Source organism: Chitinophaga sp. YIM B06452 (genome assembly GCF_039655965.1).
Taxonomy (GTDB): Bacteria; Bacteroidota; Bacteroidia; order Chitinophagales; family Chitinophagaceae; genus Chitinophaga.
This window is the reverse complement of the sequence record NZ_JAWLKY010000002.1, coordinates 221,172-237,693: the sequence shown is the minus strand read 5'-3', so window position 1 is coordinate 237,693 and position 16,522 is coordinate 221,172. Positions and strand designations below refer to the sequence as shown.

Genomic DNA, 16,522 nt, shown 5'->3' with positions numbered 1-16,522 from the left:
TTATTTTACGGCCTCGTATACTCTTACATAATCCACTAAAAATTCCTGTGGCAGCGCATTGCCGTCTACAGGGCCGGGCCAGCCGCCGCCCAGGGCAAGGTTCAGCAGCAGGTAGAATGGTTTGCGGAAAGCATTTCCATTTGCATTGTCCGCAACATCCAGTGTAAACCGGTGGTAACGTGTGCTGTCGAAATAAATATCGATTTTCTCTTCATCCCATTCAATGGCGTAAATGTGGTAGCCTTTATGCAGCGCATCGCTGGAGATCTTGCTGCCGCTGGAAGCATGGCCGTTGCCCTTGGCATAGTGAATGGTGCCGTGTATGTTTTGCGGCTCTTTACCGATGAATTCCATGATATCGATCTCGCCGCAGTGCGGCCAGCCAACGTGGCTGCGGTTTATGCCCATCATCCAGATGGCAGGCCATATGCCGGCGCCGGCGGGGAGTTTGGCGCGCACTTCAATGCGGCCGTATTTTACGGCGTATTTGTTGAGCGTGTTGATGCTGGCGCTGGTGTAATGCGCAATGCTGTCCGCTTCATTCCAGCGTTCGCTGCCCGGGCGGTAAGCGGCATTGGGATAGGTTTCCTTCAGCCCGCGTATCACGAGGTTCCCGTTCTCCACGCGCACGTTTTCCGGCCGGGCACGGGTGTAATACTGCTGCTCCTGGTTACGGATGTGCCCCACTTCATATCCCCATTTGGAGGTATCGGGCAGGCCGGTATAGTTGAATTCCTCCTGCCAGGCGAGTTTCCAGCCTTTAAGCTCCTGTGCTGACGCGGCGCCCGCTATCAGCGCGGCGCAGGTTATCATGCCAAACAATTTTTTCATACCTGTAATTTAATACAGAAAACCGCAAGTTCCGGGTTTTAGGGACGAGCGGCGCGGGTTTTTGGATGACATGGACAGGAGTAAGCCTGTAAAAACAAACAGCAGCTGCATAGATCATCGCAGCTGCTGTTCGTATCTGAGAAGATGTTCTGTTTATTTCATCAACCCCTTTATCTGCTCCTCCGTTAATACCACAGCGGGTTTGAAGGCGCTGCCCTGCATGTATTTTTCCAGGCTGTAGCGCAGCTGCCGCGCAGCGGGGCGTTTGCTGAGGTCACGGGAAAGGTCGAGGGAGGTGAAGATGAGCTTTCCTTTTCCAGCGCGGGCTTCTATCACATTCGCCATTTTGCGGTTCTTAAAGAAGTTGTCCATCACCCGCACAATGGGCGTAAGGTTGGGCAGGCTGTCTATCACCATGGTTTTGGATGAGGTGATCAGGTCCCACCATTGCCAGTCGCTGTACGAAGCCGTGGGGAAGTCCGCCAGTGCCGGATGTTGCGGGTCGCAGAGAATGCCCATAGTGCCGGGCTGCGAAGGGAAGTGTACCGGGCTCCAGAACACCGGCGCAAAGCGGCCTTCCACGCCGTTGAGCGAAGCGGTATCCGGGTTCAGCAGCACGGTTTTTCCTTCGTTCAGCCACTGCATGGCTTCCGGCAGGGAACGGGTGTAATGAACGGAAGACGATGGCCCGGCAAGCGTTTCAGGGTACACCCATATCCGCCATTCATTGTGGTGCTGCCCGATGCGCAGCGTGATGGTCAGTTCCGATGCCGCGCGTATCTTATCCAAGGGCACGCTGATGTTGCCCAATGTATGCCCGTTCCCCAGCGGTATCTGTATGGCGGATAATTTACCGGCGGCAATCACCGTGCCTGCGCTGGTTTTTATGCTCCACTCAGGCGATACGCCGCTGAGGGCGCCTTCGCTGAAATTCGCCGCTTCCGCAGTGGCGGTAAAAGTTTCGTTGTTGGTATAAGCCGCTTTGTCAAAACGGAGCAGGGGGACTATTGCAGAGCAATACATCCGGTGCTGCGCGGGCGTTACCAATCCTTTGCTGTCCCAGAAAGCATCCAGTATGCCGATGAGGGCAGTGCCCTGGCCGGGAAAATCGTGCAGGTCCAGCAGCTGGAAACCGCTGAAGTTGCGGGTTTTCAGCGCGCGTTCGATCTCTTCTTTATAAAGATTGGCGGCAAACCGGCCGCTGGCTTTAAGGTATTGCGGGGCAAGATGCAGCAGCCCTTTGCGCTCCATATCTTTCCGGATCGCTTTGAAGTTCAGCGGGTCCAGTACGCCGGTGTATTTTTTTATCTCGTCGAGGTTCGGGAATACGGAGTACTGGCCGATCTCATGTGTGATAAGCGGCACAGGCAGGCTGTCTGTTTCTTTCGTATAGTCGGTGGCGAAAGAAGGAGGAATACTGTTGAAAATGCCCTGTCCGCGCACCCAACCTTTTCGGGTGTATTGAGTGATGAAAAAATCATCGCCCGGCTCGGGCCATTTGCCATGATCGCGCTGGAAGCTGAAGGTGGTGGTGGTATACAAATGCCGGGGGTCAGACTGTTTGAGGCTGGCCACGATCTTTTCCAGCCACCGGAAATCGCCTTCCAGCTCGTTGCCCATAGACCAGAAGCAGAAAGACGGGTGATTGCCATATTCGTTGCTGATGCGCGCTGCTTCGGATTCCAGCCAGGCATTCATGGCATCGTCTTTCCCTGCATTTTTGTTCCAGAACGGCAGCTCCACCTGCAAATAAAAGCCCATGGAATCCGCCACCTCAAAAGCGGCAGTCGGCGGGCACCAGGAATGGAATCGCAGATGGTTCAGGCCGTATGCTTTAGCGGAACTGAACACTTTCTGCCAGCCTTTCCGGTCCATCGGCGGGTGGCCGGTAAGCGGGAAGATGTTGCACTCCAGCGTACCGCGGAGAAAAATGCGTTTCCCGTTCACCTGCAGCAATGCATTTTTATTGGTCACTTCGCGCATCCCGAAGGCCGTCCGGTGGCCGTCTTTGCCATTGCCTGCGGCCAATGTGGTTTGCAGCGTGTATACGTGGGGGTGAAATTCATCCCAGGTTTTCATTCCGGCGCCCAGCTGGAGCGTAAGCTCATGCGTGGAAACGCCTTCCGGCAGTTCCGCGTCCAGCGTTTGCGTTTTGCCCTCGGCAGCGATCGTGATCTGGCCTTTAGACGCAGCGCCGCTTTCATTTTTTACCTGCACGCGCACGCGGGCAGAGCGGCTGGCGAGGTCAGGATACACCTGCGTTTGCGCGATATGGATCTTGTTCCTTGCTTCCAGCTGCATTTTGCCGATCACGCCGTTCCAAATGATCTGTGTGCCGTTGGTGTAAGCATGCGCCATATCGCGGGTGCTCATGTCGTAACGTTTCCGGTTATCCACGCGTATCACCAGGCAGTGTTTGCCGGGCGTAAGAACGGTGGTGGCGGAGAAACGGTGGGGGGCGATTAAGCTCTCATCCGCACCGCACTCCTTGCCATCCACCCACACACGGGTATTCCACAGTACGCGTTCCAGCGTAAGTTGAATGCTTTTATTGCGCCATGATGCAGGTATCGTAACCTCGCGCGCATACCAGGCGGGCCCGGTATAGGCGTGTTTACGCGTGAGCATCAGGAGTATTTCTTTGTTCAGTGAATCGGGCGTGAGCGCGGTGGCTTCGCCGATGCCCGCATCGTCCAGCGTACCGGGCAGTTGCAGGGTTTGGGTAAAGGTTTGGCTGAACCATTGTTCTTTCACGCCTTTGTCTTCCGGGTCCAGCCGGTACTGCCACCTGCCGGCGAGGGGCATGGTTTGCGCCATGGCGCCGGCGCTGCTGAGAAGGAATATGATGATGAGTCTGCGGAACATGTATTTATTTTTTTTCATTACCTGCTGCGGCAGGGGCCTGCATTTCGCGGGCCAGGTTTAAATGCGTTTTTGCGCCCGGGTGAAAGCCCTGCCCGAGCACTTTACGGAAGCAGGCCACGGCGGATGCGGTTTCTTTCAGGCCAAGATAACCCAGCCCTTTCATAAATTCACAGTGAATGGCGTTGCGCTGGCTGAGATCGTCTTCGAATATCAGCAGGTCCGGCAATGACACGGCGAAATAATCGATCTTCACTTCATCGTTTCCATGCGCTTCCCCGTAATCGATCAGCTTGCGGAAAATGGCCGCTGCTTTGGCCTGCTGGCCAAGCGCTTCCCAGGCAAGGCCCTGGTAGAATATCTTTTCCGGCGGCTGGTCGTTGTAATACATGGCGGCGGCAGGCTCATACTGGCCTTCGGTGGCTTTGCGGAAATATGCCTGCGCAGAGGCGGTATCGTTCATACCGTCGTAAGCCTTGCCCAGCCAGTAAAAGATATCGTTCTCCTGCGCGCCATATAGTTTCCCTTCGCCGAGCGAGTCGGGGAATACCCGCGCCTGCTCCAGCTTTTCGATGGCGGCTTTGTAGTTGCCCTGCACAATGTCCTGCCGCGCCAGGGCGGTAAGACTGTAGCAATACTGACCTGACACTTTGCCTTCGCCGCCTTCCCAGGGATGGAACCTGCGTTGCATGATGAGCCCGAATGCATGTTCGTGGCGGCCGAGGAAGTTGTGCAGCGCGGCTCTTTCGAGGTAGAGGTCGTCGCGCCAGTTCACCGCATTGGGATGCGCTTCGAGGAAAGCCAGCCGCTGCCCGGGATCGGCGTTCAGGCGTTTGCGCAGCTGGTCCAGTTCCATGAGCACACGTGCATCTGAAGTATCCAGTGCAAAGGCCTTTTCGAAGTGCTGCAAAGCTGTCGCGGCATTATTGCGTTTGTTGAACAGGGCAATGCCAAGGTTGCGGTGAACGGTGGGGAAGGAGCCGTCGCGGCGGAGGGATTCTTCCCACATGGCAATGGCTTCGTCGTATTGTCTTTTATCGTACCAGAGGCAGCCGAGGTAATATGGCGCCTTTGCATCCTGCGGATTCAGTTCCATAGCCAGTTGCAGTACGGGGATGTCTTCTATCCTGTTAGGGAAGCACAGCGCAGGATCGGCAGCGGCGGCTTGCCGGAAGAACTGCAGCGCAGCGTCTGCCTGGCCGCCCTGCCGGTAAAACCAGCCCAGGTAATAATAATGCATGGGCGATCTTTCCTGCGATTGCAGGCCCAGCAAACCGATGGCTTCTTCATACAGACCGGCGGCGGCATAATCGCCTGCGTATTCAAGGAAGTTGTGGTCATGGTCGCGGCCGAGGCGCACCAGCGTGCTGCCGGCCAGGGCGGCGGCTTTCACATTGCCGGATGCTTCCAGCGAAAGCTGTTGCTCGAAGTACAGCGAAAGATTGAACAGGTCGCGGCGGAGCCCGCTGCTGCACACTTCCAGGGCCTCTTTGTACCGGCCTGTTTTACGCAGGATGGCGGCTTTCAGCGTCCATGCTTTGTTGTTGCGCGCATTGCGGTCCAGCGACCAGTCGGCTTGCTCCAGCGCTTCTTCGTACCGGCCGCGGCGGGCGCTGAGGCGGGCAAGGGAAAAATACCCGCTGTCCTGCCAGGCGCTGTTCCACACGGCTTTATAATATTGGTCGTAAGCTTCTTCGTAACGCCCCTGCATTTCCAGGCAAAGCCCCAGGTTGTAGAGCGGCTCGCCGTCGTAGGGATTGGGATTGCGCCGGGTCAGCGTTTCCACGGCCTTCCGGAAATAGGGCTCTGCTTTGGAGAACTGTCCCCTGCGGAGAAGCCATGCACCGAGCGCGTTATTGTTCCTCGCATCTTTCGGGTCGCGGCGGAGGGCTTCGGCGTAATAGTCGGCGGCGTTGTACGTAGCGTGACGGTATTGTTCCAGGTGAAGGCCGGTGAGGTAAAGCTGTTCGTTGTTCTCCACAGCTTCCGGCGGAAGTGCGGCGGATGCGGGGGAGGGTATTTCAGTATTCCCGCTGGCAACAGCCTGGTAGCGGATCTTTTCTTTGCCGTCGCTCCCGTTCACCATGACCAGTAATGATTCTTCCCTGGTGCCCGCTGGCAGCGGGATGGTGCGGTTATATACCTGCCGCGGCGATACGGAAAAAATGTCACGGTATACAGACTGCCCGTCTGCAAAGAGTTCCAGCGTATTCATCGCCTGTTCGCCGGTGGCGAATATTTTTATTTCCAGCGAGCCTTCTTTCATGGAGGTGTACAGCAAAAGGTCTTTCGTCGCATTTTTGACCACCCCCAGCTCCCTGTAGGGCATGAAGTATTGTGTGAAGGACTTTTCTTCGTAAGGCATCAGCCAGCTGAAATCGGGCTGATTATCGGTATAAACGCCGGTCATGAGTTCAATGTAAGGCCCGTCTTCGTCGGTGAGATTTTTATCCCATGCCCGCCCGAAATCGCTGTGGCCCCAGGTCCATTGTTTTTTGCCGGGAGAAATATGATGATTGGCCACATGCAGCACGCCCGCCTGCGCGTCGTTCTCATAGCCGCCCACGAAATCGTAATCCGAACGGATAGCCATATACGAAGTGGGGACGGGAATATTTTTGTACCGGGAAATATCCGTTCCGGGCGCGTAATCCACTTTGTAATACACGCCGGTGGCGATGGGAAAGTCGCTCACATCGCGTTTGCCGTGGTCGAACACGGCATGCACATCGGGCGGGAACACGGATTGGTAGTGATCGTTCACTTTCACAGCGGGATTCGCCCACCAGAGAAAGGTTTGCGGGAGCGGTGTGCGGTTGTAGAGCTTGCCTTTAATTTCAAGGTAGGCCTTGTCGGGGTAGAGCGTAAAACCCGCCATGCCTTTGGTTCTGAACATCTTCTCCACTTCATTTACCCACACGGTCTTGCTGCCGTCCGCATTTTCCTCGATGGTGAAATCCACTGCTTCGTAGGTGCTGGGGCGGTGGTGCTGCGGCCAGTTGAACTCTATGCCCCCGGATATCCACGGCCCGCAAAGCCCAACCAGCGCAGGTTTTATCACCTGGTTGTAATAGATGAAATGCCTTTTGCCTACTTTGTCGTACGCCATCTGCACGCGCCCGCCCAGCTGCGGCAGGATCATGATCTTCAGGTATTGGTTCTCCAGGAATACGGCATCCCAGATCTCGTCTTTCTTTTCGTCCAGTATCTTTTCAATGACGGGGTTAGGGTATACAACGCCGCTGGAGCCCTGGTATACCCGTTTCTCGAAAAACATGGGGTTCTTATCCGGTTTGCCAATGCCGTACGTCGGGATGCTGATCTTTTCTTCCCAGACCTGCACAGAAAAATCACTCATTGCCTGTTTATTTAGTGTCTTATTAAATGTTGCTCCAGTTGTTCCAGCGTTTTACCTTTTGTTTCCTGCACTTTGCTGCGCACGAAAAGGAAACCGAGGAAGCAGATGCCCGCATACAGGTAGAAGGGGCCATATGTTCCCAGGCTTTCAGCCAGTATGGGGAAAGTGAATACGAGGATGAAATAGGCGCCCCAGAGGGAAACGATGGCGACGGAAGAGGCCAGCCCCCTGATCTTGTTGGGGAATATCTCCGAAATCAGCACCCAGGTAACGGGCGCCAGCGAGGTGGCATACATGGCAATGGCCAGCAGCACGAAGAAGGAAACGAACTTCACATCTGCCTGGTTGCGCAGCAGCAATGCCAGCACGATGTACACCACGGAAAGCCCGAGCGACCCGATGAGCATCAGCGGCCTTCTCCCCAGCTTATCCACCTGCCACATGGCCACGAGGGTGAAAATGAGGTTCACGATGCCGATGGAAATGGTCTCGAACAGCTGGCTGTCCAGGTCTGCGCCCACGGATGCGAATATGGTGGAGGTGTAATTGAATACGATGTTGATGCCGCAAAGCTGCTGGAATACTGCCAGTGTAATACCCACTACCACGGCGGGTCTTACGGCTTTTTCGAATACGGCTCTCAGGCTGGTGAGGGTGCTGCCCTGCAGGGAGCGCCGGATGTCTTTGGCGGTTTCTTCCACGAAAGCGGCATCGCCGATGCGGGCCAGTGTTTTTTCGGCCTGCGCGGTTTTGCCTTTGCCCATCAGCCAGCGCGGACTTTCAGGGAGCAGCAACACGCCGAGCAGGAACACCAGGCTGGGCACGGCGCCCAGGCCAAACATCCACCGCCAGGCCTCATCGCCTTTGGAAGCGAGGGTGTAATTGACCAGGTTGGTAATGAGTATGCCGGTCACGATGGTGAGCTGGTTGATGGATACATTCCGCCCGCGCAGGTGCGCAGGGGATATTTCAGCGATGTACAGCGGGCTGAGTATCGAAGCCATACCCACGCCGATGCCTGCGGCGAAACGCATGGCCACGAACATGCCAAGACCGCTGGAAAAGGCCATGCCCAGCGAAGACAGTGTGAAGATGAACGCGGCTAGGATCAGCCCCGGCTTCCGGCCATAACGGTCTGCCAGCGCGCCTGCCGCCAGGCAGCCTGCCATGCAGCCGAGTGCGAGGGAACCCGTCAGGAATCCTTCCCACCAGGCATTCAGCGCAAATGCAGTGCGAAGGAAGGGCAGCGCGCCTGAGATCACGGCGAAGTCGAAACCGAAGAGGTAGCCGCCGAGCGCTGAAATGAATGAAATGCCGATGATGTATGCGTGGTTGAATCTTTGCTGCATGCTGTACGTTTTTATAAGAACCAATGTAATATTCCTTCCGCAATCAAACGATGCCCCTTTTCGTTGGGATGGTTGCTTTGCGCCATCAGCGGTTTCACATCCGCCTGTTGGAGGAATATATCATACGTGTTCACCAATCCTGTTTTGTATTGTGCCGCAAGCGCCACGATCTGGTCGCGGAGCAGGCGGAGCGGGTTGTCCGCCGCTTTCCAGTTGGTGGAAATATCCGGCGAAGGCGTTAAGAGTATCACGGGTACCTGCTGCGCCTGTGCTTCACGGATCATCTGTTCCGTGGCGACGCGGGCTTTATCAAGGCCGATGGCACGGTCGTTCAGCGCATAGTCGATGAACAGCACGTCGGGCTTGTGAATGAGCACGGTGCTGCTGAAACGCGCGGCGCCTTTCTCTGAATTTTCCCCGCCGATAGCCGTCACGATCACGTTCACAACGGCATTCGGATATTGCTGTTTGATGCCTTGCAGCACTTGTTGCGGGTAAGCCTGCAAGGTGTTCACCACGGGCGTGGCAAAGTAGCCCGCGGGCACGGAGTGGCCGTGGAACACGAGGTTGATGGCGCGGTTGCCGGGCCAGGTCTTCCGCAGCTCAGACCGCACCTGCCGCAGGAACAAGCTGTCCTGCGCGTGCAGGGCGGTTATGCTGAAAATAATAAAGAGTGCCGTCAGGAACTGTTTTTTCATGTGCTTCGGTTATGGGTATTTGCCGCTCACGGTTACTACGGATTTGCCGGGGATCACTATCCTGCCTGCATCCGTAACGGACCGCCTGCAGTTGCTGTTGGCGTCGGTCGTGTATTGGTCCAGCCGGTTGCCGCTGATGGCCACGCCGCTGAGCTGTATGTATTTTTCTTTGTTTTCAGGATTCACCATCACCACTACGAGCTTTTTATCCGCTTCGTTCTTATAAGCGGAGATCATGAGCGTGCCGGCCGCAACGATCGGGTCGTTGTTGCCTTCCACACTGGTTTCCACCCTTTTCATTCCCGGCCTGATGAACCGGGCGAAGTTGCCGAAAGCCCAGAGCTGCTTGGAGTCCAGCACGATGCCGTCGGTCTTGCAGTTGCCCACGTTCATCTGCCCCGCGGGATCATTGATGTACACCAAAGCATCGCTGTAATTATAAGGGCTTACAGCCAGCCACCACTGCCACGAACTAACGCCTGCTATCACGAGGTCGTGATGCAAAACCTTTGCCACATACAGCCCGTATTCAATGCCGGTGTTGCGGGGCGAACCCTTGTACTGGCCGCAGATATCACCGAGGATTCCAAATTCGGTCTGCCACAGTTCAAGATTCGCGTCCACTTGCCGGGCCTTGCTCAGCAGCTGTGTGCGGGTGTTTATAAGCGTGTTGTCCGGGCAGGTGGTGAAATAGCTGTGCCCTGAAATGATCTTTGCCACATTGGGCAAAGCGCCAAGGTAATAGGTTGAGGAAGGGGAGAAGAACTGGCTGATCTGGTCTCCCCGGTTGTCTGTATTCTTGCCGTACAGGAATTCAAGCGTGCCGGCTTCGCCCACTACGATGCGGGAGCTGCTGCCTGCCAGCTTTTGCGCGGTAAGCCTGCTCAGTTCAGCCACCTGGTCGTTCGTAGCCTGGGTGCCTTCCTGGTTGGCGCCGCTGGCCGTGCCCCAGGCCCATTGCGGCTCGTTCACGGGGCTCAGGTAGTCGAAGCTGAAATGTTTGGTGACCTTAGCCAGGAAGTCTGCATAAGCCTCCATCTTCCCGGCCTGTATGTTCATCATGGTGCCGCCGGAACCGTTGAAGGCTTTGCCGTTCAGCGAAAAATGGACAGGCGCGGAAAGGGAGAAGCCAAGGGTGTATTTCACGCCGCGCTGTTTGGCGGCCTGCAGGAACCATTGTGCGCCCTGCTGTTTGCTCCAGTCGTACGAACCGTCTGCATTCAGGAAACATTCTTCTCTTCTCCACTCGTCGGCAATATTGCTGGCGGCGCCCTGCTCGCGGCTGCCCGCGCCGATGTTGAAGCGCCAGAGCGACAGGCCGATGCCTTTGGGTGAACCGTCTGCCGCGGTGTCCATGCTGAAAAGGTAATCTGCTACCTGGTCTTTTTTCGCGGTATTGGCCCAGGCGCCGATGTACTTGGTGGTCCAGCAGTCGGACGCGCCGAAGCTGTGAATGGTCTGCTTCGTGTTCTGCAGCTGTATGGTCACTTTCTGTACGGCCTTCTGCCTGCAGGTGTCTGTACCCAGGTAGATGCAGGAAGAACCGCCCGGGCCGGGGCCCGGGGTGGAACTTTTGCCGCAGAAGGCCGCCAGGAAAGCAAAACTTATGATCGAAATTGTCTTCATCCGTGTCAGTTTAGAAATACCCCGGGTTTTGTTGCATGGCTCCTTCGGAGAGCAGCAGCTGGTTGGTCGGGATTGGCCACAGCATATGCGTGTTTTCTTTGAAATTGATGCCTTTGTTCTGCAATTCGGTAGTGTTCCCGGTTTCGAAGGGATCGGTACTTACCTGTGTGTTGTAGATTACGAAGCTGCCCTGCGGCCCCATGATGCTGCTGATCACGGGTTTGCCGCTTTGGTCTTTCCAGCGGCGGATATCGTAGAGGCGGTCGCCTTCGTAGGCCATTTCAAGCCTGCGCTCTTTCCGCACGGCATTGATGAGGTTCCAGCCGGTGAGCGTCATATCGGTGGTAAGGTTCACCCTGTCGCGCACGCGTTTGAGCGAGCCAAGTGCTTCGCCGGTCTTTTGCTGCATGGCGCAGGCCTCTGCATGGATCAGCAACACGTCCGCAAAGCGGAGTATCTTGTCGTTGAGGCTGGAAAGCCCGTTGGCAGGGCGTTCTGCCCTGGGCGTATAGTGCTTGCGGCTGTAACGGGCCGATTTGGAATGATTGGATGAAGGGAAAGGCCGCCCGTCGAATGAAGGCGCGTTGGGATCGCCGGCCACGGGCAGGCCGTGGCGGTTGATGGTCCATTGCAGCCGGATGCTGTCGCCTTCTGATTTATAGGCATTTTCCAGGTCGCTGGAAACGGAGTAGTATCCCCAGCCTGCGTCTCCCGGTGAATTCAGCACGCGCTGGAATTCGTTGTAAGGCAGTGCGGGCACCTGCGAAGAGCCGTTCTGTATCTCGAAAATGGATTCCACGCCGTTCTTGTAAGTGTACTGCCAGAGAGTGGAGAATTGTGCTTCGAGATTGTAATCGCCTTCGTCTATCACCATCTTGGCGAGTGATTCCGCTTTAGCCCAGTTTTCCATGTACAGGCTTGCCTTGGCCAGCAAAGTGAGCGCGGCCCCGCGGGATGCGCGGAAGCGGTCTGCCTGCGGGTAAGCGCCTTTTTTAGGCAGCGTGGCAATGCATTCATTCAGGTCTTTGTCTATCTGGTTGTAAACGTCCTGCACGGAAGAGCGCGGCAGGTGGGTGTCTGGCGGGTATATCTCCAGCACCAGCGGCACGGGCCCCCAGTTGCGGATAAGATCGAAATAACACCAGGCGCGCAGGAATTTCAGCTCGGCAATGAACTGCTTCTTGCTGGCGTCGGGAATAGGCGCGCCGGTAATGCCGGCAATGGTACTGTTGAAGCGGCCAATGCTTTTATAGAGGTCCACCCATTGGGCCTCGTTGCGGTCATTGCCTGCGTCGAGAGTGAAGTGGGCCACGGCGTCGTAGGTAACATGCGACTGGTAGGTATTGCCCACCCAGCCGTTGTCTGAGGCGGCTTCGCCGGCGAGGTAACGCCAGTTGAGTATTTCCCACCAGGAGCTGTAGTTGATGTAGCGGTAGGCTACCATGGTGGAAGTGTTGCACTGGTCCAGGTTGGTGTAATACTGGTCTTCTACGACGGCGGAGCCGTAAGGCGCCTGGTCAAGCTGGCTGCAGCCCGCCGCCGTCACCAGCATTGCGCCGCCGAGGATATATGGAAAAAGATGTTTCATGTGCATGAATTGAATGAGTTTATAAAGCAAGGTTTAACCCGAACGTATACACGCGCGGCGGTACCATCTGGTAATTGTCCATGCCCGCGTACGAAACGGTGGAGTACCAGGGAATATCCGGGTTCAGGCCTGAATAATTGCTGATGGTGAACAGGTTCTGGGCGGAGGCATACACGCGCAGGTTCTTCACGCCTTTGATCAGCCCGTTGGGAATTTTGTAGCCCAGCTGCATCAGGTTGGCCCTTACGAAGGTTCCTTTTTCGAGGAAGAAGGTGGACATCTTCGTGAAGTTGCCATTTAAATCGGTTTTGCGCAGCTCGGGGAAGCTGTTGCTCGTGCCCGGTCCGTTCCAGTACTGGTCCTGGAAACCGGAGATGAAATTGTAATTGCTGCCCGCAATCATGTTCCTGCGGTATTGGTTGAAGTTCTGCTGCCCGAATACACCATACAGCTCGGTCCTGAAATCGAAGTTGCCGTAAGCGAGGGTGATCGCAAGGCCGGCGGAGAACTTGGGATAGGGCGAACCGAGGTCAGACATGTCGCTGTTGTCGATCTTGCCGTCGCCATTGAAATCGCGGAATTTGAGGTCGCCTGCAATGGCCTGCGGCTGCAGCCTTTCGCCGTTCTTATTCACGTAGCCGCTGGCTTCTTCGTTGGTCTGGAACACGCCGTCTACAATAAAGCCCCACCAGGAACCGGGCGCATGGCCCACGGTGGTGCGGGAGCGGAAGGTGCTGATCACTTCATTGTTCTCCCCGCCCAGGATCGGGTCGGAGCTGGAGAGATAGTCCACGTTGCTCTTGAACTGCGTGAGCGTGAGGTTCACGCCATAGCTCAGCTTGCGGCTGATGTTGTCTTTATAACCGAGGGACACATCCCAGCCTTTGGTCGTCATTTCCCCCACGTTGGCGTATTGTGTGGCGATATATCCCTGCGGGTAACCAAGGGCAAAGTCTACCCGTACCGGCAGCAGCAGGTTCTTCGGGTTGCGTGTGTAGCGGTCCACGGAAATATTCAGCCGGTCATTGAACAGCGCTGCATCAAGACCTACGGTGAAATCCTGCTGCACTTCCCATTTCAGTTCCGGGTTGCTGATGGAGCTGGGTGCGTAGCCGTTGATCACTTTGCCGGTCGCGTCCACGTAGGTGGTCATGTTTACATAAGACATGTATTCGCCTACGCTGCCGGGCAGATTGCCGCCGCTCTGGCCCCAGCTGGCCCTGAGTTTCAGGAAGCTCACATGGTCTTTGAGCGCATCAAAGAAATCTTCCTGCGATACCACCCATGCGCCGGACACGGAGGGGAAATAACCCCAGCGGTAGAGCGGGTTCACCAGGCTGGATGCGTCTGCGCGCATGGAACCGTTGATGTAATATTTCTCTTTGTAGTTGTAGCGCAGCGATCCGAAGAAGGAAAGCATTTTGCCGAAAGGTGCGGCCCCGGGCTGGTAAGAACCGCCATTGCCGGTTACGAGGTTGCCCGAGGTGATGTAGCGGTAAGGCTCGCTGTCGAACGGTACGTTCTCCCGCGCGGCGGTGGTACCTTTCACGGAATAGCTGTCGTAGCTGTGGCCCAGCAGCACGTTCACCGAATGATCCGCCGGCAGCGGCAGCGTGTAGTCGATCGTGTTAGTGATCTTAATGCGGCTGTTCTGGTTGGTGTTGGATGATACGGCGGTCCTGGCGTTGTAGCTGTTGGTGGCGAAATAATATTTCGGGCTGTAGTTGTTCAGCTGCGCGAAGTTGGCCGTGGCGTCCAGCACGGATTTCAGCACGAGGCCTTTCATCGGTTTGATCTCCAGGTAAGTGCTGAACTGCCCGCCGAAATATTCTCTTTTATCGAAGTTGGTGCGTTTGTTGAATTCAGGGTTGATCAGCCCGTTAAACAGCGACCTGCCAGGTGTGCTGTAATAGGGATTGAACGCCGTCATAAAATCGGCGAACACGCCGGTGAGCGGCGGAAGCGAACTGATCACATCCGCTTCGCTGCGGAAGGGCGCCACGGTGGGGTCCATCGCAAAGGCGTTCCAGGTAAGGTTCAGCGGCGCAAAGGGATAGTTCTCGTAACGCGGCGCAATGTTGATGCCGGTCTTGATAACCTTATTCACTTCCCAATCTACATTCAGCCTGCCGGTGATCTTTTTCCACTGTCCCGCTGCTTTGCCGGCGTACGAATCTTCGGAATAGTAGCCAAGACTGCCGAACACAGAAAGGCCGTTGTTGCCGCCGGCGATGCTCAGGTTGTAGTTCTGGCGGTTGCCCTGGCCGAAGGTCTCATCCCAGTAATTGGTGTTGCTGAGACTGTTCGGGTCCGGGAAAGGCAGCGTGGCGCCGCTTTTGGTGGCGATCTGGTTCATCAGTCCGGCGTATTCCTGCGCGCTGGCCAGCTTTACGCCGGGCGACTGTGTGATGCCATAGGTGGCGGAGAAATTGATGGCCGGCGCGCCCTTTCCTTTTTTGGTGGTGATGAGTATAACGCCCTGGCCGGAACGTGCGCCATAGATGGAGGCTGCGGAAGCGTCCTTTAATACGTCGATGCTCTGGATGTCCAGCGGGTTGATCGTGTTCATGAAGTTGTAGCCTGTTTCCATCCCGTCTACGATCACGAGGGGATTGGTGTTGCCGGTGATGCTGCTCAGCCCGCGCACGAGGATGCGGGGTTGGGAACCCACGCTGCCGTCTGCCGCCATGATCTGCACGCCGGCCAGTTTGCCCTGTATGGAGGTGGCTACCGTGCCGGTGGTATAGGGTTCAATATCTTTAGAGGAAACGGAGGAGATGGAAGTGGTCACATTTTTGCGTGCGGTGCTCTGGTAGCCGATCACCACTACGTCGTTCAGTGTTTTGTTGTCCGTTTCGAGGGTTAATGCAATGAATGAACGGCCTTTCAGGGCCACTTCCTGCGGCAGGAAGCCGATGGAGGAAACGAGGAGTGTGGCGTCGGTAGCGGCCTGCAGGGAAAAGACGCCCTGGGCGTTGGTGATGGCGCCGGTTGAAGTGCCTTTTATTTGCACTGATACGTTGGAAAGCGGGGACCCGTCCGGCCCGGAAATTTTACCGGTGACAGCGGAGCCCTGCGAAAAAGAAAGCTGGTACAGGCATAGGAGGAATGCCCATAAGAGCAGTAGTCGTTTTTTCATAACATTACGTTTTTAACGCCGTGGAAAGAATTGTTACAAATATTGTACATCCGCGCCGCCGGTTCAATAGTCATAATTACGGATATGATGGATTATCTTACGGTATGATGTATTTTGTACACAGGTAACTTTGATCTGTAGCAGGGATTCATGGATTTTTTTATTATTCATTACATTTGGGCATGATCCGCAAAAAAGAAGGTTTCGAAGGCCAGCGCGCCGTTATCCTGCCGAGGAAGATCGTGGCGGAAGCCTGCGCCGGCGACCCCGTCATCGGCGGGGCATATATTACGGACATCGGTTATTACCCGAAAGCGAAGTATCACTTCCGGCAGCGGTTGCATGGCATCGACCAGCATATTCTCATCTATTGCCGCGAAGGCAAGGGCCAGGCGCAGGTAGGGAAGAAGAAGTACCTGCTGCAGCCGGATTCTTTCGTGATCATTCCCGCGGGCAGCGCGCACAGCTATGCCGCGGACGGAAATGATTCCTGGACCATCTACTGGACGCACTTCAAAGGCCCGATGGCCAAAGAGATCACCGGGGCGATGATACGCAGGCATGGCGGGCATATGGGCAGCATTACCTTCCAGCAGAAGCGGATAGCGCTGTTCGAGGATATGTATGCAAGCCTGGAAAGGGGGTATGGCAGTGATAACCTGTGTTATGCAAACATGTGCCTCTGGCATTTCCTGTCGTCTTTCCTGTACGACGACCAGTTCAGCCTTTCCGAAAAGAACCGCCGGAAAGACGCCGTGGAGCTGTCTATCAGCTATATGCAGGAGCAGCTGGCGCAGGCGCTCACTTTACAGGGGCTGGCGCAGGCGGTGAATCTTTCCACTTCGCATTATTCTTATATTTTCCGCAAGCGGACTGGTTTTTCGCCGATGGAATATTTTAATCACCTGAAGATCCAGAAGGCCTGCCAGTACCTGATCTTCACGGATATGCGGGTAAAAGAGATCGCCTATAAGCTGGGAATGGCAGACCCGTATTATTTCTCCCGCATGTTCAACAAGCTCATGGGCGTGAGCCCTAACCATTATCGCGCAAGGCGCGGGGCATAAATTA

General features: G+C 55.8%; 9 protein-coding genes. 1 reads left to right on the top strand and 8 read right to left on the bottom strand.

From position 1 onward, the window contains the following. The 8 genes from R3I13_RS10660 to R3I13_RS10625 all read right to left on the bottom strand — a co-directional run bounded on the left by R3I13_RS10660 (window position 1) and on the right by R3I13_RS10625 (window position 15,451). Window positions 1–831 (bottom strand): glycoside hydrolase family 16 protein, encoded by an 831-nt coding sequence (locus R3I13_RS10660; protein ID WP_346317932.1) that lies wholly within the window; start codon window positions 829–831, stop codon window positions 1–3. A 153-nt stretch (window positions 832–984) separates the two neighbouring features. After that, entirely contained in the window at window positions 985–3,696 is a 2,712-nt protein-coding gene (locus R3I13_RS10655) for a sugar-binding domain-containing protein (RefSeq protein WP_346317931.1), read from the bottom strand. A 4-nt stretch (window positions 3,697–3,700) separates the two neighbouring features. Next, window positions 3,701–7,051, bottom strand: a complete 3,351-nt coding sequence (locus R3I13_RS10650; protein WP_346317930.1) for a DUF5107 domain-containing protein — start codon at window positions 7,049–7,051, stop codon at window positions 3,701–3,703. Between the two features lie 11 nt (window positions 7,052–7,062). Continuing rightward, on the bottom strand, window positions 7,063–8,400 hold the full coding sequence (locus R3I13_RS10645; protein WP_346317929.1) for a sugar porter family MFS transporter: 1,338 nt from the start codon (window positions 8,398–8,400) through the stop codon (window positions 7,063–7,065). A gap of 11 nt (window positions 8,401–8,411) precedes the next feature. Beyond that, the gene (locus R3I13_RS10640; RefSeq protein ID WP_346317928.1) at window positions 8,412–9,098 is read right to left on the bottom strand and encodes an SGNH/GDSL hydrolase family protein; all 687 of its coding nucleotides are present in this window, start codon (window positions 9,096–9,098) and stop codon (window positions 8,412–8,414) included. 9 nt (window positions 9,099–9,107) lie between these two features. Further along, complete coding sequence (locus tag R3I13_RS10635; RefSeq protein ID WP_346317927.1) at window positions 9,108–10,724, bottom strand: glycoside hydrolase; 1,617 nt, start codon at window positions 10,722–10,724, stop codon at window positions 9,108–9,110. A gap of 10 nt (window positions 10,725–10,734) precedes the next feature. After that, window positions 10,735–12,312 (bottom strand): RagB/SusD family nutrient uptake outer membrane protein, encoded by a 1,578-nt coding sequence (locus R3I13_RS10630; protein ID WP_346317926.1) that lies wholly within the window; start codon window positions 12,310–12,312, stop codon window positions 10,735–10,737. 19 nt (window positions 12,313–12,331) lie between these two features. After that, window positions 12,332–15,451 carry a SusC/RagA family TonB-linked outer membrane protein gene (locus tag R3I13_RS10625; protein WP_346317925.1) on the bottom strand — a complete coding sequence of 1,040 codons (3,120 nt, stop codon included), beginning with the start codon at window positions 15,449–15,451 and terminating at the stop codon, window positions 12,332–12,334. 182 nt (window positions 15,452–15,633) lie between these two features. Between R3I13_RS10625 and R3I13_RS10620 the strand changes: the two genes are divergently transcribed. Further along, entirely contained in the window at window positions 15,634–16,518 is an 885-nt protein-coding gene (locus tag R3I13_RS10620; RefSeq protein ID WP_346317924.1) for an AraC family transcriptional regulator, read from the top strand. Window positions 16,519–16,522: the final 4 nt, after the last annotated feature.

What these genes read in the sequence shown, in the direction of transcription:
- R3I13_RS10660 (WP_346317932.1), bottom strand. Translation starts at nt 831, where the DNA reads ATGAAAAAATTGTTTGGCATGATAACCTGCGCCGCGCTGATAGCGGGC.
- R3I13_RS10655 (WP_346317931.1), bottom strand. Translation starts at nt 3,696, where the DNA reads ATGTTCCGCAGACTCATCATCATATTCCTTCTCAGCAGCGCCGGCGCC.
- R3I13_RS10650 (WP_346317930.1), bottom strand. Translation starts at nt 7,051, where the DNA reads ATGAGTGATTTTTCTGTGCAGGTCTGGGAAGAAAAGATCAGCATCCCG.
- R3I13_RS10645 (WP_346317929.1), bottom strand. Translation starts at nt 8,400, where the DNA reads ATGCAGCAAAGATTCAACCACGCATACATCATCGGCATTTCATTCATT.
- R3I13_RS10640 (WP_346317928.1), bottom strand. Translation starts at nt 9,098, where the DNA reads ATGAAAAAACAGTTCCTGACGGCACTCTTTATTATTTTCAGCATAACC.
- R3I13_RS10635 (WP_346317927.1), bottom strand. Translation starts at nt 10,724, where the DNA reads ATGAAGACAATTTCGATCATAAGTTTTGCTTTCCTGGCGGCCTTCTGC.
- R3I13_RS10630 (WP_346317926.1), bottom strand. Translation starts at nt 12,312, where the DNA reads ATGAAACATCTTTTTCCATATATCCTCGGCGGCGCAATGCTGGTGACG.
- R3I13_RS10625 (WP_346317925.1), bottom strand. Translation starts at nt 15,451, where the DNA reads ATGAAAAAACGACTACTGCTCTTATGGGCATTCCTCCTATGCCTGTAC.
- R3I13_RS10620 (WP_346317924.1), top strand. Translation starts at nt 15,634, where the DNA reads ATGATCCGCAAAAAAGAAGGTTTCGAAGGCCAGCGCGCCGTTATCCTG.